We start from the raw sequence: 22,792 nt of genomic DNA on the forward strand, positions 1-22,792 counted from the left end.
GGCTACGGCAGCTCGACGAGCGACCAGTACTTGTTCAGCGTGGCCATCGCCTCCACGAAGTTCATCAGCGTCACCGGCTTCAGGATGTAGCCGGCCACGTTCAGGTTGTATGCCTCCACCCGGTCGCGCTCGTCGTCGCTGGTGGTGAGCACCACCACCGGCACGGGCCGCAGCTCGGGGTCCGCGCGCAGCTCCCGCAGGAACTCGATGCCGTTCATCCGCGGCATGTTCAGGTCCAGCAGCACCAGCCGGCGCTCGCGGGGCATGTCGCCCGTCCGCAGCATCTCCAGGGCATCCAGCCCGTTGCCGGCCACCCACAGCGGGTTGCAGATGTTGTTCTTCTTGAAGGCGCGGCGAACGTTCATCACGTCCACCTCGTCGTCTTCCACCAGCAGAATGTTCAGCATTTTCTCATCGGCCTGTGACATCGTCGGCTCTCCTGGGCCACGTAAACCGGAAGGTGGCGCCCCCCTGCGGGGGAGACTCCACCCAGATGCGTCCGCCCCTGCTTTCCACCAGCTTCTTGACGAGGGACAGGCCGATGCCCGTTCCCTCCACCTTGTCGCGCGCCTGCAGCGTCTGGAAGATGCCGAAGATGCGCTCGTGGTACTCCGGTGCAATCCCGGGTCCGTTGTCGGCCACGCTGAACTCGAAGGCGCTTCCCAGGTCGCCCGCGGTCACCTGCACCCAGGGCGCGGGGCTGGTGTTGTACTTGGCCGCGTTGCCCACCAGGTTCATGAACACCTGCTGCAGGGGCAGCCGCTCGGTGACCATCCGCGGCAGCGGCTCCGGCACCCGCACCTCGAACCCCTCGGGAAGCGCCAGCAGGTCCTCGACCTCTTCCAGCAGCGCCTGCACGTCCACCTCCTCCGGCTCTTCGCGCACCCGCCCGGCGCGCGAGTACTGCAAAATGCCGTCGATCAGCCCCTCCATGCGGTGCACCCGGCCGCGCAGCAGCTCCAGGTGCTCGCGCGCCTCGTCGGTCACGCGGTCGCCCAGGTCTTCCTCGATCCAGCTGGACAGGTTGGCGATGCCGCGCAGGGGCGCCTTCAGGTCGTGGCTGGCCACGTAGGCGAACTGGTCGAGCTCCTTGTTGCTGGCCTCCAGCTGCCGCGCCAGCCGGCCCAGCTCGTCGGCCTTGGCTTCCACCTCACGGCGCGCGCGCACCTGGGCCGTAACCTCCACCGCGTGCACCAGGATGTCGCGCCCGTGCGCGCCGGCGCCCGCCAGCGGCCGCCACACCAGGTTCCACCAGGTGTCTTCGACCACGCCGCTGCCGAACCGCTCCAGCGGCACGTTCACCTCGGGATCGTGAAAGGGCTCGCCGGTCTCGTACACGCGCCGCAGCATCTCGAACAGCCCCGTTCCCGCGAACTCCGGGAACACGTCGCGGAAGGGCCGGCCCACGGCGTTGGGCTTGCCCACCGTCTGCTCCCAGGTGGGGTTCACCAGGCTGATCACGTGCTCGGGCCCGGAGTACAGGGCCATGACGGCGGGCGCCTCGGCGAAGATCTGCTGCAGGCGGGCCTGCCCCGTTTCCAGCTCGGCGATCAGCCGCTCGCGCTCGGCCTCGGCCGCGCGCCGCTCGGTGATGTCCTGCACCGTGCCCAGGAAGCGCGCCGGCTTGCGGGCCCCGCCCTGGCCCTCGAACGACACGCGGCCCACGGCGCGCACCCAGCGGTGCTCGCCGTCGGGGCACACGATGCGGTAGTCGGTGGCGAACTCGCCCCGGCCGGCCGGGTCCATGGCCGCGGCCACGGCGGTGTTCGCCCGGTCCTTGTCGTCGGGATGGACGATCTCCAGGAAGGTGTCGTAGGTCACCTCACCCTCCTGCGGAACCCCGAAAATCCGCCGCGCCCGCGGGTCCCACGCCAGCGAGCCCCCCGACACGTCCCAGTCGTAGGTGCCCACGTCGGCGGCGTCCAGCGCCAGGCGCAGCCGCTCTTCCAGCCGCTCCACCGCCACGCGCGCCCGCACCTGCTCCGTCACCTCCACCGCGTGGATCAGGATGCCGCTCACGGCGTCCGCGTCGCGCAGCGGCTGGAAGACGAAGTTGTAGAAGCCCTCCTCCAGGGTGCCGGTGCCCCGCCGGTCGATCAGCACCGGCGACTCGTTGCCCACCACGGCCTGGCCGCTGGCGTACACGCCGTCCAGCATCTCGAAGTAGCCCTGTCCCTCCACCTCGGGAACGGCCTGGCGGATGGTCTTGCCCAGCACCTCGCGCCCGCCCACCGTGGCCAGGTACGGGGGGTTGGCTAGCTCGAACACGTGCTCCGGGCCGCGCAGGACGGCGATCATGGCGGGGGCCTGCATGAACAGCTCGCGAAGGCGCGAGCGCTCCGCGGCCAGCTGCCCGATCAGCAGCTCGCTTTCCTCGGCCGCGCGCCTTTCGGCGTCGACGTCGTCCAGCACCACCAGCGCATGGGTCATCTCGCCGCGCGCGTTGCGGATGGGCACGCCGGTGATCTGCACCCAGCGGCGCACGCCGTCGCCCCGCTCGTACAGGTACGGGTCCGGCCCGGCGGGCTGGCCGGTGGCGAGCACCCGGGCCAGCGGGTACTCGTGCCCCTCCACCCGCCGGCCGTCGGGGTGGTAGCCCGTCCACTCGCGGTACGCCTCCACGCTTTCGGAACGCAGGAGCGGGTGCCCCAAAATCTCCTCCAGCCGGGGGTTTCCCATGACGATGGCCCCCGACGGGGCCTCGGCGATGATGATGCCCACGGGCGCGTTCTCGATGACGGCGGCCAGTTGCGCGCGCTCGCGGCCGGAATCCTCGATGGCGTGCTGCAGCTGCTCGTTGGAGGTTTCCAGCTCCACCTGCACGTCTTCCATCTGCTGCGCCTGCACCGTCATTTCTTCGGTCTGGGCCTCGAGCTCGGTGGCCTGCTCCTCCAGGCGCCGGCGCTGCTCCACCATCTCGGTGACGTCCACGCCGTGCGCCAGGATCCCCGCGACGGTGCCGCCGGGCCCGGGAAGCGGCTGGTAGACGAAGTTCACGAAGCGCGCCTCCATCCGCGCGCCCGCCTCGCGCTGCAGCGCCACCGGCACCTCGGTGCCGATGAAGGGCTGGCCGGTGGTGTACACGTTGTCCAGCAGCGCCAGGAAGCCCTGCTCCACCACCTCGGGAAGCGCCTCGGCCACCGGCTTTCCCAGGAGGTCGCGGTGCCCCACCAGCTGGTAGTACGGCGGGTTGGCCAGCTCGAATACGTGCGTGGGCCCGGTGAGCATGGCGATGAAGGCGGGCGACTCCTGGAACACCGTCCGCAGGCGCGCGCGCTCCATCTCCAGGTCGTTCAGCAGCCGCCGGCGCTCCGCCTCGGCCCGCCGGTCCTCGCTGATGTCGCGCGCCTCGATGATGGTGCCCACCGTGCGCTCGCCGTCGCGGATGGGGCTGGCGGTAAAGGCCACGGGGTAGAAGTGCCCGTCCTTGTGGACGAACGTTTCCTCGCCCTGCTCGCGCATGTTCCGGGGAAAGGCCCGGTCGATGGGGCACTCCTCCAGGGGATACGGAGTGCCGTCGGGGCGCGTGTGGTGCACGTAGTCGTGGAGCGCCTTCCCCTGCACCTCGGCCAGGGTGTAGCCGGTGAGCTGCTCGGCGGCGGGGTTCATGAACGTGCAGCGCTGGTGCTCGTCCATGATGAACAGCGCCAGCGTGGCGTTCCGGGCAAGCGCATCCAGCTGCCGCCGGTAGTGCTCGGCGGGCTGGTCGGCCTTACCCGCGGGCGCGCCCGCCGCGGGGCTGGTTTCGATGGAGGTCACCGCTGCATCGTTTTTCCGAGGACGCGAACGACCGCGTGCCCGGGAGCACGCGGCCGAGCCGCGCGGGTCTTTTCCCCGCGCGGGCGCGTCGGTCTTTGCGAGAATGGTGCCGCGCGCCGCCCGCCGAAACCGCTACGGGAGCGGGGGCGGGGCGTCGTCGTGGGTGGGAAGGCGGATGAAGAGCGTGGTGCCGGCGCCCGGGGCGGACTCCACCTCCAGCGTGCCCCCCAGCAGCTCCACGCGCTCGCGCATTCCCACCAGCCCGATGCGCCGCGTGCGCGCCCCCGTGGCGGCCACGGCGGCCGCGTCAAACCCCGAGCCGTCGTCCTCCACGATCACGCCCACGCTCCCCGGCCGCCGCTCCAGGATCACGCTCACGTTCTGCGCGGCCGAGTGCTTGGCCACGTTGGTGAGCGCTTCCTGCACGGTGCGGAAGAGCGTCGTTTCCACCTCCAGCGCGAACCGCTCGGGCCCCACGCCCAGCGGCTGGAACCCGGTGGCGATGCCGTAGCGGGCCGCCCAGTCTTCCACGTACGCCTGCAGCGCCTGCTGAAGCCCCAGCCGGTCCAGCGCGGGGGGGCGCAGCTCCGAGGCGATGTGGCTGAGCTCGCCCGCAAGCTGCACCGTCAGCTGCTCCAGGTCGTCCAGCGCGGCCCCCGCCGATCCGTTCCCGCTGCGCAGCCCCCGCAGTCCCAGGCGCAAGGCCGTCACCAGCTGCCCCAGCTGGTCGTGAAGCTCGCGCGACAGGCGGATGCGCTCCTGCTCCTCGGCGGCGATCAGCTGGCGCAGCAGCACGTAGCGCGTGGCCTCCAGCCGCGACCGCTCGGCGCGCTCCTCCCGCAGCCGCGCCGCGGCCCCCTCCATCTCGCCGGTCCGCCGCTCGTCCCCCTCGTCGTGGGCGCGCTCCTGCAGCAGCTCGGACTTCAGCCGGATGGCCACCTCGGCCTGGTGCTGGGCGATCAGGAGGGCGGCCTCTTCCGCGCGCTTGGCAGTCAGGTCGCGGGTCACCTTGGCGAAGCCCAGCAGCGTTCCCTCGGTGTCGCGCAGCGCGGTCAGCGAGACGCGGGCCCAGAAGGTGGAGGTGTCGGCCCGCACGCGGTGGCCCTGGCCGATGTATTCGCCCGACTCCGCCGCCTGGCGGATGTGCTCCTCGGCCGTTCCGTCTTCCGAGCCGCCGTCCGGGTACAGCATGCGAAGGTGGGCGCCCTCGGCCTCTTCCCTGGACCACCACTTGATCAGCCGCGCGCCCTCGCCCCAGAAGGTGATCACGCCTTCCGGGTCCATCAGGAAGATGGCGTAGTCGCGGACGTTCTCGGCCAGCGCGGCAAAGGCCCGGTCGGCGACCTCGGCCGGCGCCTGGCCGCGGTACGGGTCGCGCGGCGGCGCGGCGGCCGGGTCGCGGACGAGTTCCTCGCCCCGCTTCCACGCGGCCATCCGCTCGGCCGATTCGCGGCCGGGGGGCGAGGCGGTGGGGAACGCGGGTGAACGGTCGTTTCGATCCTGGTCCATGGCAGGCGCAACAAGCAGGACTGGCGCCAGCGCCGTCGCATGGCGTCGTCCTGAACGTGGACGTGCGACCCGCCCGCGCGCTACTCGGCCGCGGGAAGGGTCAGCGTGAAGGTGCTCCCGGCGCCCGGCGTGCTTTCGGCCGTCAGGTCGCCCCCCATGCCGCGCGCCAGGTCGCGGCTGATGGCCAGCCCCAGCCCCGTGCCCTCGGCCGTGCGCGCCAGGTCTGCCCGCACCTGCACGAACGGCTCGAAGATGCGCTCCATCTGGTCCGGCGCAATGCCGATGCCCGTGTCGCGCACCAGGACGTGCACGTCGCTTCCGGCAGACTCGCACGACAGGGCCACGCGGCCCCCGCTCTCCGTGAACTTCACCGCGTTGGAGAGCAGGTTCACCAGGATCTGCCGCACCTTCTCGGCGTCGGCGCGGGCGGCCAGCCCGGGCGGGCACCGGGTGACGGAAAGCGACAGGTCCTTGGCCCCGGCCTGCGGCGTCACCAGGGCCTCGGCGGCGGCGAGCGCGTCGCCAAGGTTCACGTCGGCCATGTCGTAGCGCACGGTGCCCGTTTCCAGCCGTGCGTAGTTGAGCACCTCGTTGATCAGCCCCAGCAGGTGCCGCTGGCTCACCTGGATGCGCCGCAGGTCCTCGAGCTGCTGCTCGGTGACGGGCCCGCGGATCCCCAGCTCCATCAATTCCGCGTACCCGCCGATGGCGTTCAGCGGGGTGCGCAGCTCGTGGCTCATCACGGCCAGGAACTCGCTCTTGGCGCGGTTGGCGCGCTCGGCCTCGGCACGGGCGGCGTGCTCGGCCTCGAACAGCCGGGCGCGCTCCACCGCCAGCGCGGCCTGCTGCCCCACGGCCAGGAGAAAGGCGCGCTCCCCGGCGGTGAACGCGCGCGGCGCACGGAAGGCGAAGGAGATGACGCCCACCGTTTCGCCCGCGGCGACCAGGGGAACGAAGGCCGCGGCCGCCACGCCCAGCGCGTCCCAGATGGGGGCGATGAGGGGATAGCGGGCGTCGAGCCCCTCGGCTCCCTCGCGCGTCTCGATCCACACCGGCGACTGGCTGCGGTAGCACTCCGTGAGGGGGCTGCGGAAGTCCAGCCGCTGCCGCTTCACGTGCGCCGGCACCGGCTCGGGAAAGCCGACCGTCCGCAGCAGCACCAGCGCGTCGCCCTCGGCCGTGCGGACGGCCAGCGCCCCGGTATGCGCACCCTGCGCCGCCACCATGTCGGCCACCACGACGGTCGCCACGTCGTCCACCGTGCGGGCGCGCGCCAGCGCCGCCGTCAGCGCCTGCAGCCGCTCGGCGCGGTCGCGGGCGGCCTCGGCCTGTGCCAGGGCGGTGCGCAGGCGGTGTTCGCTGTCCTGCAGGCTGCGCAGCGCGCGCGCCCGCTCGATGGACTCCCAGCAGCGCTGCGTTACCGTCCGCAGCAGCTCCACGTCCTCGCTCAGCCAGTGCCGCGGCGTGCGCTGGTGCACCGCCATCCCCGCCACGAAGCGCCCGGCCTTGTGCAGCGGCATGGAGATCACGGCGCGGATCTGCGTCTGCTCGTACGCGGCGCGGTCCGCCGCCGACACGCGCGGGTCCGCGGCCATGTCGTCCACCACATAGGGCTCGTCCCGCCGCATCAGCCGCAGCGCCTCGGCGCCGAACGCCGACATCGCGTAGCGCCCCACGATGCTGGCCGTGTCGCCCCGCGTGTAGTCGCCCGTGAGGACGAAGTGGTCCTCGTCGGCCTCCACCTCGGCGTAGGCGCAGCGGTCCACCTGCAGGTGCTCGCCGAGGAGCCGGGCCGCGGTGGCCACCACCTGGTCCGGGTCGGTCAGCGGCTGCAGCGCCTGGCCCAGCGCCGCCAGGAAGGCCAGCCGCCGCTCCACCCGCACCTCGTCGGTGATGTCGCGCACCTCGATGATGGTGCCCACCGTGCGGCCCCCCTGGCGGATGGGGCTGGCGGTGAACGCCACGGGGTAGAAGTGCCCGTCCTTGTGGACGAACGTCTCCTCGCCCTGCTCGCGCATGTTCTGGGGAAACGCCTGGTCGATGGGGCACTCCTCCAGGGGATAGGGAGTGCCGTCGGGGCGGGTGTGGTGAACGTAGTAGTGAAGCGCCTTGCCCTGCAGCTCCTGCAGCCGGAAGCCCGTGAGCTCCTCGGCCGCGCGGTTCATGTACGTGCAGCGCTGCTGCTCGTCCATGATGAACAGCGCCAGCGTGGCGTTCTCCGCCACGGTCTCCAGCTGGCGGCGGTAATGATCAGGACCGTTCACGAGCCGTCACCGGGCGGCGGTGGAGATCCCGGCGGCGGCTTCGGCCCGCGCGGGTGCGAGCGGCGCACCCCATGCAACATCCTCACCGGACACCCCGCGCACCCGGCCGCGGCTCTTGCCCCTGTCTCGGCGAACACACACGTTCATCGTGCCACGCGGCCCACTCTCCCCGGCTCCCGACCCGCGAACACCGGCGGGTCGCAGCCTGTTCCAGGCCCGCGTGGATTCCCGCCGGGGACGACATCCCCGGCCCCGAAGCCACACCTTCCGTACCGGTTTCTCCCGGCCTTTCCGATGAAATCTCTGTTTGCCGCGGTGCTCTGCCTCGTGCTGTCCGCCTCCGCCGCCGGCGCGCAGCAAACCGCCCGCCTGCAGGGCCGCGCCACCGACCCGTCCGGCCGTCCCGTGACAGGCGTGTCGGTGCGGGCGGGCGGCGCGGGCACCGTCACCGACGCGCAGGGGAGCTACGCGCTGCGCGTCGCGCCGGGCAGGGTGGCGGTGGTCGCCGCGCGCATCGGCTACGCGGTGGAATCGCGAACGCTCGACGTCCGGGAAGGCGAGGTGGCGCAGGTGGACTTCGCGCTGAGGCCACAGGCGGTGCAGATCGACGACCTCATGGTGCCGCCCCCCGACACCGCGGAGTGGCGTGCCGGCGTGCGCCGCGACACGGTGGTGCCGGGCGCCGGGCAGCTGGCCGCCGCGCGGACGCTCCCCCAGCTGCTGGCCGGGCGCGTCCCCGGGCTGCAGGTGCGCCCCGGCAGCGGGGCGGTGGCCTCGGGATCGCGGCTGCGGCTTCGCGGCGCGTCGGGGATCGAGCTCGCGGGCGAGCCGCTGGTGGTGGTGGACGGCGTGCGCGTGGTGAGCGAGCCCAACGACCTCGTTCTCTACCTGACGACGGGGCAACGGCCGTCCCGCCTCGACGACTTCGTTCCCGACGCCTTCGAGCGGGTGGAAGTGCTCTCCGCACCCGCCGCCATCGCCCGGTATGGACCGCAGGGGGCGAACGGGGCGATCGAATTCCACACGCGGCGCGGAGTCGCGGGACGTCTCCGGGTTCACGGGTTCGCCGAGGCGGGGGTCCGGAGCGACGTCGCCGACTATCCCACCATCTACGGGCGCCTCGGCCGGTTGCCCAATGGGTCGATGACCCCCGTGTGTACCTTGGCCGACGAAGCAGCCGGAAGGTGCACACCGGTGGGCGACTCGCTCCTTGCCTACAACGCGGTCGAACGGGCGAGCCCCTTTCGCACCGGGGGCACGCGCCGGGTGGGCGCATCGTTCTCGGGCGGGGCCGGGCCGCTGCTGTACCACGCCGGCGGCACCGCCGAGCGCGACCTGGGGGTGCTGCGCCGCGACTCCCGCGCCCGCGAGGAGGCACGTGGCTCGTTCACCCTCACCCCAGGCTTCGGCGTGCAGGTGTCGGGCTCGGCGCTCCACCTGCGCAACCTGCTGGAACTGCCCAACGAGGACGCCAGCCTTCACGGGACGATCATCAACGCCCTGGCGGGCTTCCCCTTCGACGGCGACTCCCTCCGCCGGGGCTTCGACCCGCTCACCCAGGCGGAGCGCGACACGCTGGGCATAACGCAGGACGCTCGCCGTACCGTTGCCACCGCCTCCGTTCGCTGGTCGCCGCTCCCCTGGCTGACCGTGGGAGGCCAATACGGCATCGACGACGTGCTGACCGATGAGGTGCCCCACGAGCATTACGACGGGCGGCTCCCCGGAGAGGAAATCACCCACGTCGCGGAATCGGACAGGACACGGCGCAACGCCGACGTGTTCGCCCGCGCCGAGTACGTCGCCCCGTTCGACCTCCTGCTTTCTACGGTGCTGGGCGCGGAGCGGTGGTCCACCCGACTGTACGCACACCAGGAATACAGGCGTGGCGGCGCATTCAACTCGAGCACGGAGCGCAGGCGCGACGAAACGAAGGCCCTCTACGTGCGCCAGGGCCTGTCGTGGCGCAACGGCGTGCTCGCGTCGCTCACCCTGCGTGGCGACGAATCGCTGGCGTGGGGGCACCGGCTTCTCTCGGGTGCGCTAGGCGCCGCGTGGGAGGTGCCGCTCTTCCCGCGCGCGGCGTGGATGGACGGGTTGCGGGTGCGCGCCGCGTACGGGCAGGCGGAGCGACACCCGACGGAGCTGGTGACGGCGTTCCCGCAGCCGTGCCCCCAGGGCGGCTGCCTGCACGACGAGAAGCCCTCGACGCCACAGCGCCACACCGAAGTGGAAGGCGGGGTCGATGCGGAGCTTTGGGGGGGATGGCTGGAGCTGTCGCTGACGGCGTACGCCCGGCGCACGGAGGGGGTCCTCGCCCTGGTGAGCGGCGCGAGCTTCTCACAGATCCCGAGACCGGGGCGGGTGGGCAACCGCGGCGGCGAGGCGCGTGTGAGAGTGGGGGCGCCGCCCGCGGCGGGGCTGCAGTGGGAACTGGTGGCCACCGGGGCGGTGAACCGGAACTGGGTGGAGGAGCTCGAAGGGGCGCCCATCATCCTTGGCTTCACGGGCCAGTCCGCCCGCGAGGGGTTTCCCGTGGGCGGGTTTTACGTCCGGCGCATCACGGGGTTCGCGGACCGCAACGGCGACGGCGTGATCGGCTATGCAGGGTGCACCACCTCCGGCACGTCCGCGTGCGAGGTGCAGGTGAGCGACGAGCCGGAGTTCGCCGGTTCGCCCGATCCCACCCGCATGCTCGGGCTCCGCGGACGGATCCGGCTGGGCTGGGTGGAACTCTCGGCGCTGCTGGACCACCAGGGCGGGGTGCACCGGACCAACGCCACGGACCGCTTCCGTTGCCACTCCCCCGTACAGGCGTGCCGCGCCAGCTACGATCCGTCTGCGTCGCTCCAGGAGCAGGCGCGGCTGGTGGCCTTTGCCGTGCCGGGCTACTTCCAGGTGGAAGACGCGAGCTTCACCCGTGTGCGGGAGGCGGCGGTAACGCTCTCGGTGCCCGGGCGCTGGGCCCGCCTGCTTGGGGGCCGCGGCGCGGAGCTGACGATCGCGGGCCGCAACCTGGCGACCTGGACACCGTACACCGGCCTGGACCCGGAAACGAACTACCAGGGTGCCGATCCCCTGGTCTTCGGCGAGTTCTTCACGCAGCCCCTTCCGCGCACCGTGACCACCCGGCTCGACGTGCGGTTCTAGGCGAAGGAGCCGCCGTCCCAGGCGACCGCCTTGCCTCGCAATGCACCTTGTCGTTATGGGACCCCGGGGAATGCACAATCGAGCACCCCGGGGATACGGGGTGTCACGGCAGCGCATCGCAAAGCCGGGCACCAGCCACGAAGCCAACGGCCGTCAGCCGATCGACGGCCGACCCCACCCCTCCGTGGGAGCGGAGTGATGCCAGGTAGTCTCCGGTGTCCGGCAGGGACTTCGTCATCGAGCAGCGATGTTCCTCGGCCGCCCGGAACACGGCTTCCATGTCCCTGTCGCAAAGGATCTCGGCAAACCGGTCGGGCTTGACTGCTTCTATCGCGTAAGGGGTGAGGACACACGCGGGGAAATCTCCGATATTGCTCGTGACGATGTAGTCGGCTTCGTAGTGGACCGCCAGGTCGATCACGTGCCGATCCCCCTCGTCGGGGAGTGTGCCCGCGATTGGGTTCCCGGCGAAACCATGGCCCCACGCTTCTGGGAAGTACCTGCGCAGGTTCTCGGTCAGCCGGTTGGCTCGCGCGGGTGTCATCACCGCGTTCTTCACGAGGTGATGGGTCGCTTCTTCCACGATCTCCTGGGACCATAACGGATCGTACAGACCCTCCGTCGCACAGAACAAAAAGAATCCACGCTGGACGAACGTGTAGAGGACGTTCGCGTCCAGCACGGCGAGCGGCTTCGGCGACATCAGTGCGGCTCTCCAGCCTCGATCCCGAGGTCTACCATCTGGCGGAGGCCACGGAGCCGATCCTGCTTGCTCTGGCGCGACGGGGCGGGCTCCCCCGCGTCCATTCGACGCTTGTACTCCAGCAAACTGGCGCGCGAAACCCGCCGGTGGGTGCCCACCAGGTGGTACCTGATCTCGCCAGACTCAAGAAGGTTGATCAGCGTCGGGCGCGAAACGTTGAGGATGCCCGCGGCCTCGGTCGTCGAGAGCGGTTCCTCGGGCATCGGCTGGATCGCAACGCGGTGCCCCTCGGCAACCTCGGCCAACACGCGCATCAGGAGCGGGACGACCGCCGTAGGAACCGCGAAGCCGTTGAAGCGCACAAGCCCATTCACGGCGCTGAGCGTGGCCGCTTCGACAACCGTGTCGGTCAGAGAGCGCAGGCTCTCGCGGGCGGCTTCGACATCCGTTGGGGTGGGCTCGATGACGTTGAGCGTTTCTGCGGTAGCCATGGTTTCTCCGGTGCGGGTACAAACACAATATGTGCAGCATATGCAATAAGTGCAAACCACGCGCCAGGTGGCGGATAGCGAAAGGGGCCAGGGATCCCTCCCCAGCCCCTACTCGTCTCGCCCCGCCCTGAGACTTATGGCAGCAGCCGAACTCCGGTAAACGCGTCTTACGAATTCATGTGCCGTCACACGTCCAGGAAGCGGACGTAGCGCGCGTTCTCTTCGATGAACTGGCGGCGGGGCTCCACCTCTTCGCCCATCAGCTTGGTGAACACGCTGTCGGCTTCCACCGCGTCCTCCATGGTCACCTGCAGCAGGGTGCGGGTATCGGGGTCCATGGTGGTCTTCCACAGCTGCTCGGGGTTCATCTCGCCCAGGCCCTTGTAGCGCTGCACGTGAATGCCGCGCTCGCTCTTGCCCTCGCCGTCGCCGTTGCCCTTGAAGCGCGCAAGGATGGTGTCGCGCTCGGCGTCGCTGTAGGCGTAGTGCTCCTGCTTGCCCTTCTTCACCAGGTACAGCGGCGGCTGGGCGATGTAGATGTAGCCCTCGTCCAGCAGCTGCCGCATCTGCCGGAAGAAGAAGGTCAGCAGCAGGGTGCGGATGTGGCTGCCGTCGACGTCGGCGTCGGTCATGATGATGACCTTGTGGTACCGCGCGTTCGTCAGGCTGAACTCGTCGTCGCCGATGCCCGTGCCGATGGCGGTGATGATGGCGCGGATCTCGTCGTTGCTCAGCACCTTGTCGAAGCGCGCCTTTTCGACGTTGAGGATCTTGCCCTTCAGCGGCAGGATGGCCTGGAACTCCCGCTTGCGCCCCTGCTTGGCGCTGCCCCCGGCGCTGTCGCCCTCCACGATGTACAGCTCGGTGAGCTCGGGGTTGCTCGACGAGCAGTCCGCCAGCTTGCCGGGCAGCACGCCCGTTTCCAGCGCGCTCTTCTTGCGGGTGAGGTCGCGCGCCTTGCGGGCGGCCTCGCGGGCACGGGCGGCCGAGATGGCCTTTTCGATGATCGCCCGGCCGATCCCCGGCGTTTCGTCCAGGAACTCGCTGAGCTTCTGGTTGACTACCGCCTCGACGGCGCCCTTCACCTCGCTGTTGCCCAGCTTGGTCTTGGTCTGCCCCTCGAACTGCGGCTCGCGCACCTTCACGCTGATGACGGCCGTAAGGCCTTCGCGCACGTCGTCGCCGGAGAGCGCGTCCAGCCCGCCCTTCTTGAACAGCCCCGACTTGCGCGCGTACTCGTTGATGGAGCGGGTGAGCGCCGCCTTGAACCCCGTGAGGTGCGTGCCGCCCTCGTGGGTGTTGATGTTGTTGACGAAGGTGAACGTGTTCTCGTTGTACCCGTCGTCGTACTGCAGGGCGATCTCGATCTCGGCCTCGGGGCGGCTGGCCTCGATGTAGATGACTTCGGCGTGCAGGGGCTTGCGGGTGCCGCGCAGGTGCTCCACGAACTCGCGCAGGCCGCCCTCGTAGTGGTAGTCGTCGCGCTTCGGCTCCTGCCCCTCTTCCGTCCGCTCGTCGGCCAGCGAGATGAAGACGCCCTTGTTCAGGAACGCCAGCTCGCGAAGGCGGTTGCTGAGCGTATCGAACGAGTAGGTGGTTTCTTCGAAGATCTGCGGGTCGGGCTTGAAGGTGACGGTGGTTCCCGATTCCGTCGTGTCGCCCGTAACCGTCAGCTCCTGCGTCTTGTCGCCGCGCGCGAACGCCATCTCGTGCACGTGCCCTTCGCGCTTCACCACCAGGCGAAGCCACTCGGACAGCGCGTTCACCACCGACACGCCCACGCCGTGAAGGCCGCCCGACACCTTGTACGAGCCGCCCTCCTGGTTCTCGAACTTGCCGCCCGCGTGCAGCACCGTCAGCGCCAGCTCCACCGCCGGCACGCCCTCGGTGGGGTGCATGCCCACGGGAATGCCGCGGCCGTTGTCGACCACGGTGATGCTGTTGTCGGCGTGGATGGTGACGTCTACCCGGTCGGCGAAGCCGGCCAGCGCCTCGTCGATGGAGTTGTCGACCACCTCGTACACAAGGTGGTGAAGGCCCCGCGCGCTGGTGGAGCCGATGTACATGCCCGGGCGCTTGCGAACCGCCTCCAGGCCCTTGAGCACCTGGATTTGCCCAGCGTTGTAATCGCTCTCTGCGCCGTTGATAGACATGGCTTCGGGGTATCGTGTTCCGGTTACGTAATCAGTGCATCCAGTACACCGTATGGACGCCGAAGTTCAGGGATGGGTACTCCGCTCTACCCGTTCCTCATCACGAAGACGATCTGCTCGATGCGGCCGTCCTTCTTGCCGGCGTTCACGTGCCGCATCAGGTCGTGCTTCATCATGTTCAGCTCCATCATCCACGCGCTGGTGTTGACGGCCACGAACAGGGTGCCCTCGGAAACGCGCAGCGGCTCGGTGACGGCGGCGATGCCCGGGCCCACGCGCTGCTCCCACTCGGGGATCACGGCCGCGGCCTCTACCTTGGGCCCCAGCCCGCTGCGGACAAGGTAGCGCGCAAGGACGTCGCCCACGGCCTGGGGCTGTCCGGTGCTGGGCTCTCGCTTGCGGCTCACGGCGTGGGGGGTCTGGGGCGTGCAGGACGGAGGTACAATGTAGCATCGCGCGCGCGCGTACGAAACCACCGGCGCGGCCGTGTAAACACTTTCCGCGCGTCCTCCGTCACACACCCGTAACCCCGTCGGGCGCCCGGCACCTTCCGCGGGCGGGGCTGGCCTCCCCGCCCGCAATTGCTCCAGCGAAAGACCGCCTCCATGTCATCCGCTTTCCTTCCCATCGCTCTTCGTCTGGCCCTGGCCGGGCTGCTTTCGGCCGTCGCCGCGCCGGCCGCGGCGCAGCAGGGCGACGACCTTTCCGTGGACCCGGCCACCCGCGACCGCCTGGTGGCCTTCGTGGCCCAGCGCGTCGGCGACGGCTACGTGAACCCCACCGCCGGCCGGCGGGTGAGCGATGAGGTGATGGCGCTGCACCGCGCCGGGCGCTACGGTGCGCTCGGCACCGCTTCGGCGCTCACCGACACGCTGACGGCCGACGTGCGGCGCATCGGCGGCGACAGCCACCTGCAGGTGGTGTTCAGCGTCCGCCCGCGGCCCATGTCCGCCGGGGGCGCGCCTTCGCCGGACGAGGCGCGCAGGCAGCGCGAGGCCGCGGCTGCGCGCAACTTCGGCTGGCACCGCGTGGAAAGGCTCGACGGCAACGTGGGATACATCGAGGTGGGCCGGTTCGAGCCCCTGGACGACGCCGGCCCCGTGATGGCGGCGGCCATGCGGTTCCTGTCCAACACCGACGCGATCATCGTGGACCTGCAGACCAACGGCGGCGGGCATGCGCAGACGGTGAACGCCTTCGTCTCGTACTTCCTTCCGCCCGGGGTGCACGTGTCCACGCTCCACCGCCGCGACCCCGCCGACTCCGTGCGCGCGGTGACGGACTCGGTGCTCCCCGCGCCGCGCTACCTGGACCGCCCCGTCTTCGTGCTGACGGCCGCGCGCACCTACTCGGGGGCGGAGGGCTTCACCTACGGGCTGCGAATGCGGGGCCGTGCGACCGTGGTGGGCGAGCGCACGCGCGGCGGCGCCAACCCGGGCGAATGGCAGCAGATGAACGAGCACTTCGCCGTCTTCGTGCCGACCGCACGCGTGGCCGACGGCGTGACGGGCGGAAACTGGGAGGGCACCGGCATCCACCCCGACATCGCCGCCGCGCCGCGCGACGGGCTGGCCGTGGCGCACGCGGCGGCGCTGGAGAAGCTGCTGGCGGAGCGGCCGGACTCCCCGCGCGCGCCCATGTGGCGCGAGGCCCTGGAGCGGCTGCGCGCCAGGGCGTCCGCACCGTGAAGGGGATCGGCCGTGGGCGATGAGCTGCCGCGCGACCTGGAGGCGCTGGCCGACGCCGCGCGGTCATCGCCGTCGGCCGCCGGGCCCGCCATGGCCGCCCTGCTGGCGGCCTCGCGGGAGCGGGTGTACCGCTGGGCCCTCGTGCGCACGGGAGACCCCGACGACGCCGACGACGTGGCGCAGGAGGTGTCGATGACCCTTCACCGGCGGCTGGACCAGTTCGGTGGGCGCTCGCGCTTCAGCACCTGGCTGTACCGGCTGGCGGCGAACGCCGCAGCCGAGCTCCACCGCCGCGGCCGCCGTCGCAGCGAGGTGCATGGCCTGGCTTCGGACGAAACGGTCACCGCCGCGCTGGACGAGCGCATCGCGGGGCTGGCCGACCGCCGCATCGCGGACGCGGTCCGCGGGTTCTTCGCCACGCTCCCCGACCGGCAGCGGGACCTGGTGGACCTCGTGGATCTGCAAGGCTACACCGCGGCCCAGGCGGCGGAGATGCTGGAGATCGAACCCGCCACGGCGCGCACCCACCTGTTCCGCGGCCGGCGCGCGCTGCGCGAGCGGCTCCTGGAAACGTACCCCACGCTGAGGGAAGACCGGTGACGATGACCTGCGCCCAGGCGCTGGACCGAATGCTGGAAGCCGAGCCCGCGGAGCTGCACGCCGATGCCGCGGGGGACGTCGCCGGCCACCTGCGCGGCTGCGATGCCTGCCGGAGCGCAGCCGAGCGGATACTGGCGGCACAGGCGGAGCTCGCGTCAGGGCTCGCCGCGCTGACCGCCGCGGGTGTGCGGGAGGAGGTGCGCGTGCGGCCGATCGCAAGCGCCCCGTCCGCCGCGCGACGCTGGGCACTGCGCGCCGCCCTGCCGCTGGCGGCGGCCGCCTCGCTCCTGCTGGTGCTGCGCCGGCCGTCATCATCAGCCCCGGACTCCGCCCGGGTGGCCGCGGCCGCCATCCAGCGCGACATGATGCACGAGGAAGCCCTGGTGGAGCCCGGCCCCGGACAGAGCGTCGCGGTGATGGCCACCCGCGATCCCGAGGTCACCGTCGTCTGGCTCTACCCATCCAACTGACCCGAACGGAGCTGATCCGATGAACCGATTGATTCGAGCCGCTGCCACCGTGCTGGTGCTGCTGCTGGCAGCATGCGACAGCGGACGCGACCTGCAGGTGCGCACGTACGAGCTGCACCGGCTGTCCAAGGACGAGGCGCTCACGCTGGTGACCCCGTACGTGGACGATGGCGGCTATCTCAGCGGCAGCAACGAGCTGATCACGGTGCGCACGAGCCCCGCGCGCCAGGCCGAGATCGCGAAGGTGCTTGCCAAATTCGACGCGGCGCCAGTGGAGGTGGTGCTCCACTTTCGCGTGGTCGAGGCCAACGGCTTCGCCACGCGCGACAGCGCCCTGGCCGACGTGGAGCCGCTGCTGCGCGGCCTCTTCCGCTACGATGGGTACCGGCTGGCGCGCGAAGCCACCGTGCAGGTGACGGAGGGAGGAAAGTTTTCGCAGGGCGTGGGCGGCCCCACGGCCCTGGAGGGCGAGGTCGAGCGGGTTACCCGGGTGGGGAACGAGTACCGGGTGAAGGTTTCCATCTCGCTCACGGCACCCGGCGGCGCCATGCAGAGCTCGGTCACCGCCGTGGCCGGCAAGACGGTGGTCGTGGGGTCGCAGAAGGAGGGTTCGGCCGCCGGCGCGTGGATCGTGGTGATGCGGCCGGAAGTCCGCTGAATCAGCGTAAGAAGACGACGCCCACGCGGAAGGTGTCCGCGATCTCCGCCTCCCGCTTGGCCTCGCCCATCGCGGGGGAGGGGAAAAAATTCTCGCGAATGAACGCCGTTGCCACGCACTTCCTGCCACGCCGGCTCACCGCACAGATGCGGCCCGCCCATGTCCACTACGCACTCATTTGCTGGCCGATCTTGAACTGCCATCCTCTTTCCACGATCTTTGTTCCTGCCTCGGGAAGCGTCCCGAGGCGCCCCCACACCCACTGGAGTATCCGCAGTGAAACCAAACCTCCTCTCCCCTGCGATCCTTGCGATCGCCCTCGCCCTGACAGCCTGCCAGGACGCGCCTCTGGCTCCGGATGCGGCGGAGAAGCCGGCCGCGCCAATCCCGATGGGACCACCCAGCGGCGAGGTGCGCACGGGATGGATCTACGGACCCGATGGCAAGCCGGCAGAAGTGACGTTCACGGTGTTCGAGGGCTGGGCGCTCTTCGAAGGCGACATCAACCTGGGCCGCGCGGACAAGATCGCAAAGACGCGCGAGGAGCTTGCCCCCACCGCAGGCCCCCGCTATGGCGTGTTCATCAACGGCTCCACCTACCGCTGGCCCAGCGGTGTCATGCCGTACGTGATCGACCCCAGCTTCGACCCGTTGCAGCAGCAGACCATCCTGGATGCGATGAGCCACATCGTCAACACTGTTGGCGGCGTAAAGTTCAAGCCGCGCACCACCGAGTCGAACTACGTGGTGTTCCTTGTGCACCCCAGCGTCTGCAACTCGCCCCCGGGACGGCAGGGAGGTGGGCAGGTCATCAACCTGACGTCCGGGTGCGCGTACAACATGGGGAAGGTGGCGCACGAGATCCTGCATTCGGCGGGCATGTGGCACGAGCAGAGCCGCTGCGACCGTGACAGCTACGTGTCGATCAACCTGAACAACGTACTTTCGAAAGACCACCACAACTTCGACAAGAAGTGCCCCTGGGCCCACTCGAGCGTGTTCGAGTACAGCGAGGGCTCGATCATGCATTACGGCGCGTACGACGGCAGCTACAACGGGCAGCCGGTCATTACGTCCAAGCGCGGGCTGGGCCACCTGATGGGCCAGCGCACCGGACTGGCGCAGAGCGACGTCAACACCCTCAACTACATCTACAGGCCGTGGGTGCCGCAGAACCTCGACATCGTCAACTCCAACGGCGATGCGGTGGTGACCTGGAACCCGTCCAGCGGGGCCACCCACTACACGATGACGTACATCCAGCGGTACGAGTACCGCGACAACTACGCTGGCACCTCGTACACCACGGAGCAGCGGCTCGGGCCCGGCACCATCTACGGAACCACCACGAGCCTCGGCCCGTACACCGGCAAGACCAGCTGCGTGGCGTACGACGACGGATACGTCCAGGAGATCTACACGTACGAGTTCGAACTGCAGGCGCACTTCCCCGAAGGGATCACGAGCTACGCGGGGGCCTGGGCGTCACCGACCGGTGACTGCTGAGCGCGGGCCCGGGAAACAGGACTACCCGGGCAGCACCACGCCGTCGCGGATGCTCCAGCGGGGCAGGGTTTCGCCCCGGAGCTGAAAGTCGGTGGGCTTGGGGGAGGTCAGGATCACCTGGCCTCCCTCTTCCGTTTCGATCCCGTCCACGCTGCGAGCGGCGACCGATTTGACTGACACTCTCTTTCCGTAATCTTTGTTCCTGCCTCGAGAAGCCGTCCCGAGGCGCCTCCACACCCACCGGGAGTATCCGTCTTGAAGCCAAACCTCCTCTCCCCCGCGATACTTGCGATCGCCCTTTCCCTGACAGCCTGCCAGGACGCCATCGTCAACCCGCCGTCCGACGTGTCCCCGCCCAGCCCTGCTTCCGCCCAGCTGCAGAAAGGATTCATCTTCCGCGAAGGCGAGCCGTTCGAGGTAGCGTTCGAAGTGCACGATGGACGCGCGGTCTTCGAGGGCGACATCGATCTCGGCCCCGTCTCCGAAATCGCCCGCACGCGCGACGAGCTGTTGGGCAGCGCGCCCGGGCAAGGCGGCACGGGCCCGCGGCTGGGGGTCGTGACCAGCAACACCGACAAGCGGTGGGTCAACGGCGTCGTAGGATACGTGATCGAATCGAACGTCCCCGACCAGAGCCGCATCACCGGCGCGATCGCGCACATCGAAGCGAACGTCGGCGGGGTGGATCTCCAGCCCCGCACCACGCATTCGTCGTACATCATCTTTCGCCGGACTACCGATCCCGAAATCTGCGGCTCGTCACCGGTGGGCCGCGTCGGAGGCGGGCAGGTAGTCCTGATCCGCGACGACTGCGACATCCGCACCGCGATCCACGAGATCGGGCATGCGCTCGGCTTCTGGCACGAGCAGTCCAGGTGCGACCGTGACGACTACGTGCAGATCCTCTGGAGCAACATCAAATCCGCATACAAGTACGCGTTTGACAAGTTCTGCAGCAACATCAAGCCCGTGACCGATATCGGCACGTACGACGAGTATTCGGTCATGCACTACGACAGCACCAGGTTCGGCTTGCCGGACGGGTCGGGAGGCAAGCTCCAGACGATCAACTCCCTGCGCGGCCTGAACGGCGTCATGGGCGTGTACTCCTCGCTCAGTTCGATGGATGCGTACACGATCGACGTCATGTACCGGCCGTACCCGGTTGCCAACTACCAGGCGACGTACCCCGGCAACGTTCCGACCCTGTCGTGGAGTGCCTCGGCACGCGCGACGTCGTACGAGGTATACCTGGTCGAAGACACCGAGGAGTACATCATGGATCGGGGGACGTTCTACTACCATAACGCCACCCACCTGACCAGCACGTCGAACACGAGTTGGAGCGACCCGAACAACACGTACACGGGCTCAGACCACTGCACGCTGTACAATGACTCCGGGTGGTACAACACCGATTACTGGTACGATGTGTACGCGGTGTACGCAACGGGGGTATCCAGCCAGGTTGCGCGCGTGGACGCAAAGATCGGCTGCTGAGCGCCCTGTTCCGCGGCAGGGTGTGGGGCACGGTTTCCTCCGTTATCCGGCTGGACCCGCCCCGCCCCTCCGCGGTTCAGGCAGGGTGCACCACGCCCTGGCGGATGCTCCAGCGGGGCAGCGTTTCGCCCCGGAGCTGAAAGTCGGTGGGCTTGGGGGAGGTCAGGATCACCTGCCCTCCCTCTTCCGCCTCGATCCAGTCCACGATGCGCTGCGAGCGGCCGGGGTCCAGCTCGGCGAACACGTCGTCCAGCAGGATGATGGGCTCGCGGCCGCGCGCCTGGTGGATGGTCTCGGCCTCCACCATCCGCAGGGCGATGGCGCCCGTCCTCTGCTGCCCGCCGGAGCCGTAGGTGCGCAGTTCCAGCGTGCCGCCCTCACCCTCCGTGGTGAAGCGCAGGTCGTCGCGGTGCGGGCCCACGAGCGTCATTCCGCGCCGCTGCTCGCGGTCCGCCGCCCGGGCCAGCGCCTCGCGGAAGGCAGACGCGATCTCCGCCTCGCCCTTGGCCTCGCCCATCTCGGGCGCGGAGGGCGCGTACGACATCCGCCCCGGCTGCCCGCCCGCCACGCGCTCGTAGTGCGTGCCGAAGCTGTTCGACCGCTCCGCCACCCAGCGGTCCCTCGCCGCCACGACCCGGCTTCCCGCAATCACGAGCCCCTCGTCCCACACCTCCACCAGCGCGCGCGGGCTGCCCTTGCGCAGCAGCGTGTTGCGCTGGAAGAGCGTCTGCCGGAAGCGCTGCAGCGCGCCCAGGTAGCCGGGCTCCGCCAGGGAAAGCACGATGTCCAGGAACCGCCGTCTGCCGCCCGGCCCGCCCGCCACGATCTCCACGTCCGACGGCGAAAAGATCACCGCGCCCACCTGCCCCAGCGCGCCGCCCAGCCGCTCGGGCTCGGCGCCGTTCACCGTGACCTTCTTCTTGCGCGCCCGCCGGTCGAACGCGGCCGACACCGAGCGGTCCGCGCCCGACGCGTCGGCCAGGCGCGCCTCGGCGCGAAAGACCTCCTCGCCGAACCTCACCAGCTGCTCGTCGGGCGCGCCGCGGAAGGAGCGGAAGATTTCCAGGTAGTAGATGGCCTCGAGCAGGTTGGTCTTCCCCTGCCCGTTGTCGCCGACGATGGCGGCGCCCTGCGGCGGAAACTCCAGCACCTGCTCGGCGAAGTTCCGGTAGTTGCGCAGGTGCAGGCGGTGGAGGAACAACGATGTGTGTGAGTGCGTGAGTGGCGGACTCAGCGAAGCCGGCGAACGCTGCGCTCGCCCACCTGGAACTGGAACGGGCGGCGCTCGCGGGACAGCCGCTTGATCTCGGGCCAGTGCTTGATCACCGTCTGCACGATCTGGCAGAGCCGCGGCGAGTTCTTGCCGGGGAGCAGAAAGAACGCGCCCACCTGGTGGTCGCGAAGCGCCGCCGCCTCGTGCACCTTGCGGGTGATGTTCACGTCACGCCTGACGATGCACCACCCCCGCTCGCCGGCGTAGCGGATCCAGGTTTCGTCGGGCGTCGCGGGGGCAAAGAGCTCATTGACGTGCTCCACCTGCTCGCCGAGGACGGTCAGTGCTTCGACCAGCCCCGGCGGCAGGTGGGCATCGAAGAGCAGGGTTACGCCGCCGCCCGCCATTCCTCGAACTGCACGGCGCGTTCAACCTGCGCGGGGGTGATGCGGTACATCGACGCCACGCGGTTCAGGGCGCGGCCCGCGTCGTACTCCTGCTCGCCCGCGTACACGTCGGCCAGGGTGCGCGTGGGGATGCCCGCGTCGGCCAGCACGGGCGCCCCGAACGACACCTGGGGATCCACGACCACGCCGTTCTCGCGCCCCAGCGGCCACCAGCGCGTGGGCACGTCGGCCGGGTCGAAGTCCAGCTGTCCCAGGTACGGCTGCACGATGGGCTGAAAAGCGTGCTGGCCGTGGCCCACCAGCGCCACCAGCGACTCGTCGCCCGGCGCCTCGTCGAGCAGCGCGTAGATGCCGTGCGGATCGGCGAAGAACTTTCGCGTGGCGAACGGGTGCCCGGTGTCCAGCATGCGGGCTGCGACGCCCGCGGCTTCGTCGATCAGGTGCCACGGCGCGCCCGCCTTGCGGAACGCCTTGATGTACATCAGCTCCACGAGCTCGATGAACGTAAGCGCGCGCTGGCCCTCGATTTCGGGAAGCTCGGTGCGGATCAGCGCGGGGTAGCGCACGCGCTCGCCGTCGCGAACGCGCGAGTACCCGAACGCCCAGCGGCGCACCTCATCGGCGGGCGCCTTGAGGAGCGAGGCGGCTTCCGCGGGCGTGTAGATGCCAGTTCCAAGCATGTGCCCTCCCGGTCACGAGAAAAACCCCGACAGCCAAAGAT

General features: G+C 70.0%; 19 protein-coding genes. 7 read left to right on the forward strand and 12 right to left on the reverse strand.

The window, feature by feature from the left end; genetic code table 11:
* Nucleotides 1-2: 2 nt before the first annotated feature.
* The 4 genes from VGB24_RS21985 to VGB24_RS22000 all read right to left on the reverse strand — a co-directional run bounded on the left by VGB24_RS21985 (nt 3) and on the right by VGB24_RS22000 (nt 7,532).
* Nucleotides 3-428 (reverse strand): response regulator, encoded by a 426-nt coding sequence (locus VGB24_RS21985; protein ID WP_331023867.1) that lies wholly within the window; start codon nt 426-428, stop codon nt 3-5.
* Entirely contained in the window at nt 412-3,759 is a 3,348-nt protein-coding gene (locus tag VGB24_RS21990; protein ID WP_331075067.1) for a PAS domain S-box protein, read from the reverse strand. The genes VGB24_RS21985 and VGB24_RS21990 overlap by 17 nt, the downstream gene beginning before the upstream one ends.
* A gap of 132 nt (nt 3,760-3,891) precedes the next feature.
* Nucleotides 3,892-5,268 carry a PAS domain-containing sensor histidine kinase gene (locus VGB24_RS21995; protein ID WP_331075068.1) on the reverse strand — a complete coding sequence of 459 codons (1,377 nt, stop codon included), beginning with the start codon at nt 5,266-5,268 and terminating at the stop codon, nt 3,892-3,894.
* A gap of 80 nt (nt 5,269-5,348) precedes the next feature.
* Nucleotides 5,349-7,532: an ATP-binding protein gene (locus tag VGB24_RS22000; protein WP_331075069.1), complete on the reverse strand. Its 2,184-nt coding sequence runs from the start codon at nt 7,530-7,532 to the stop codon at nt 5,349-5,351.
* A gap of 294 nt (nt 7,533-7,826) precedes the next feature.
* Between VGB24_RS22000 and VGB24_RS22005 the strand changes: the two genes are divergently transcribed.
* Complete coding sequence (locus tag VGB24_RS22005) at nt 7,827-10,682, forward strand: TonB-dependent receptor domain-containing protein (protein ID WP_331075070.1); 2,856 nt, start codon at nt 7,827-7,829, stop codon at nt 10,680-10,682.
* A 103-nt stretch (nt 10,683-10,785) separates the two neighbouring features.
* On the opposite strand, the gene VGB24_RS22010 is transcribed toward VGB24_RS22005, so the two are convergent.
* The 4 genes from VGB24_RS22010 to VGB24_RS22025 all read right to left on the reverse strand — a co-directional run bounded on the left by VGB24_RS22010 (nt 10,786) and on the right by VGB24_RS22025 (nt 14,436).
* Entirely contained in the window at nt 10,786-11,385 is a 600-nt protein-coding gene (locus VGB24_RS22010) for a PIN domain-containing protein (protein ID WP_331075071.1), read from the reverse strand.
* The gene (locus VGB24_RS22015) at nt 11,385-11,876 is read right to left on the reverse strand and encodes a helix-turn-helix domain-containing protein (protein WP_331075072.1); all 492 of its coding nucleotides are present in this window, start codon (nt 11,874-11,876) and stop codon (nt 11,385-11,387) included. The genes VGB24_RS22010 and VGB24_RS22015 overlap by 1 nt, the downstream gene beginning before the upstream one ends.
* A gap of 185 nt (nt 11,877-12,061) precedes the next feature.
* Complete coding sequence (gene gyrB, locus VGB24_RS22020; RefSeq protein ID WP_331075073.1) at nt 12,062-14,029, reverse strand: DNA topoisomerase (ATP-hydrolyzing) subunit B; 1,968 nt, start codon at nt 14,027-14,029, stop codon at nt 12,062-12,064.
* Between the two features lie 86 nt (nt 14,030-14,115).
* Entirely contained in the window at nt 14,116-14,436 is a 321-nt protein-coding gene (locus tag VGB24_RS22025) for a DUF721 domain-containing protein (protein ID WP_331075074.1), read from the reverse strand.
* 198 nt (nt 14,437-14,634) lie between these two features.
* Here VGB24_RS22025 and VGB24_RS22030 point away from each other — a divergent pair, with 198 nt between their 5' ends.
* The 5 genes from VGB24_RS22030 (at nt 14,635) to VGB24_RS22050 (ending at nt 18,951) form a co-directional block, all read left to right on the forward strand.
* Nucleotides 14,635-15,717: a S41 family peptidase gene (locus tag VGB24_RS22030; protein WP_331075075.1), complete on the forward strand. Its 1,083-nt coding sequence runs from the start codon at nt 14,635-14,637 to the stop codon at nt 15,715-15,717.
* A gap of 12 nt (nt 15,718-15,729) precedes the next feature.
* The gene (locus VGB24_RS22035) at nt 15,730-16,317 is read left to right on the forward strand and encodes an RNA polymerase sigma factor (protein WP_331075076.1); all 588 of its coding nucleotides are present in this window, start codon (nt 15,730-15,732) and stop codon (nt 16,315-16,317) included.
* Nucleotides 16,314-16,787 (forward strand): hypothetical protein, encoded by a 474-nt coding sequence (locus tag VGB24_RS22040; protein ID WP_331075077.1) that lies wholly within the window; start codon nt 16,314-16,316, stop codon nt 16,785-16,787. Before VGB24_RS22035 ends, VGB24_RS22040 begins: the two co-directional genes overlap by 4 nt.
* A gap of 19 nt (nt 16,788-16,806) precedes the next feature.
* Nucleotides 16,807-17,445 carry a hypothetical protein gene (locus tag VGB24_RS22045; RefSeq protein WP_331075078.1) on the forward strand — a complete coding sequence of 213 codons (639 nt, stop codon included), beginning with the start codon at nt 16,807-16,809 and terminating at the stop codon, nt 17,443-17,445.
* Nucleotides 17,446-17,835: 390 nt separating this feature from the next.
* Complete coding sequence (locus tag VGB24_RS22050) at nt 17,836-18,951, forward strand: M12 family metallopeptidase (RefSeq protein ID WP_331075079.1); 1,116 nt, start codon at nt 17,836-17,838, stop codon at nt 18,949-18,951.
* A 21-nt stretch (nt 18,952-18,972) separates the two neighbouring features.
* Here the strand turns inward: VGB24_RS22050 and VGB24_RS22055 are convergent, their stop codons facing one another.
* Nucleotides 18,973-19,131 carry a hypothetical protein gene (locus VGB24_RS22055; protein ID WP_331075080.1) on the reverse strand — a complete coding sequence of 53 codons (159 nt, stop codon included), beginning with the start codon at nt 19,129-19,131 and terminating at the stop codon, nt 18,973-18,975.
* Between the two features lie 75 nt (nt 19,132-19,206).
* Between VGB24_RS22055 and VGB24_RS22060 the strand changes: the two genes are divergently transcribed.
* Nucleotides 19,207-20,451, forward strand: coding sequence for a M12 family metallopeptidase (locus VGB24_RS22060; RefSeq protein WP_331075081.1), 1,245 nt, complete (start codon nt 19,207-19,209; stop codon nt 20,449-20,451).
* Nucleotides 20,452-20,527: 76 nt separating this feature from the next.
* Here the strand turns inward: VGB24_RS22060 and recF are convergent, their stop codons facing one another.
* Genes recF through VGB24_RS22075 form a run of 3 tightly spaced genes read right to left on the reverse strand, consistent with a single transcriptional unit; the run spans nt 20,528 to nt 22,751 of the window.
* On the reverse strand, nt 20,528-21,652 hold the full coding sequence (recF, locus tag VGB24_RS22065; protein ID WP_331075082.1) for a DNA replication/repair protein RecF: 1,125 nt from the start codon (nt 21,650-21,652) through the stop codon (nt 20,528-20,530).
* Between the two features lie 29 nt (nt 21,653-21,681).
* A complete protein-coding gene (locus VGB24_RS22070; RefSeq protein ID WP_331075083.1) occupies nt 21,682-22,071 on the reverse strand; it encodes a DUF5615 family PIN-like protein in 390 nt (129 codons plus the stop codon).
* Nucleotides 22,053-22,751 carry a hypothetical protein gene (locus VGB24_RS22075; RefSeq protein ID WP_331075084.1) on the reverse strand — a complete coding sequence of 233 codons (699 nt, stop codon included), beginning with the start codon at nt 22,749-22,751 and terminating at the stop codon, nt 22,053-22,055. The genes VGB24_RS22070 and VGB24_RS22075 overlap by 19 nt, the downstream gene beginning before the upstream one ends.
* Nucleotides 22,752-22,792 lie beyond the last annotated feature (41 nt).

Origin of the sequence: Longimicrobium sp. (assembly GCF_036399935.1) — a bacterium.
Classification (GTDB): domain Bacteria; phylum Gemmatimonadota; class Gemmatimonadetes; order Longimicrobiales; family Longimicrobiaceae; genus Longimicrobium.

Coding starts and splice junctions, on each gene's coding strand:
- VGB24_RS21985 (WP_331023867.1), bottom strand. CDS start 428: ATGTCACAGGCCGATGAGAAAATGCTGAACATTCTGCTGGTGGAAGAC.
- VGB24_RS21995 (WP_331075068.1), bottom strand. CDS start 5,268: ATGGACCAGGATCGAAACGACCGTTCACCCGCGTTCCCCACCGCCTCG.
- VGB24_RS22005 (WP_331075070.1), top strand. CDS start 7,827: ATGAAATCTCTGTTTGCCGCGGTGCTCTGCCTCGTGCTGTCCGCCTCC.
- VGB24_RS22010 (WP_331075071.1), bottom strand. CDS start 11,385: ATGTCGCCGAAGCCGCTCGCCGTGCTGGACGCGAACGTCCTCTACACG.
- VGB24_RS22015 (WP_331075072.1), bottom strand. CDS start 11,876: ATGGCTACCGCAGAAACGCTCAACGTCATCGAGCCCACCCCAACGGAT.
- gyrB (WP_331075073.1), bottom strand. CDS start 14,029: ATGTCTATCAACGGCGCAGAGAGCGATTACAACGCTGGGCAAATCCAG.
- VGB24_RS22030 (WP_331075075.1), top strand. CDS start 14,635: ATGTCATCCGCTTTCCTTCCCATCGCTCTTCGTCTGGCCCTGGCCGGG.
- VGB24_RS22045 (WP_331075078.1), top strand. CDS start 16,807: ATGAACCGATTGATTCGAGCCGCTGCCACCGTGCTGGTGCTGCTGCTG.
- VGB24_RS22050 (WP_331075079.1), top strand. CDS start 17,836: ATGGGACCACCCAGCGGCGAGGTGCGCACGGGATGGATCTACGGACCC.
- VGB24_RS22070 (WP_331075083.1), bottom strand. CDS start 22,071: ATGGCGGGCGGCGGCGTAACCCTGCTCTTCGATGCCCACCTGCCGCCG.
- VGB24_RS22075 (WP_331075084.1), bottom strand. CDS start 22,751: ATGCTTGGAACTGGCATCTACACGCCCGCGGAAGCCGCCTCGCTCCTC.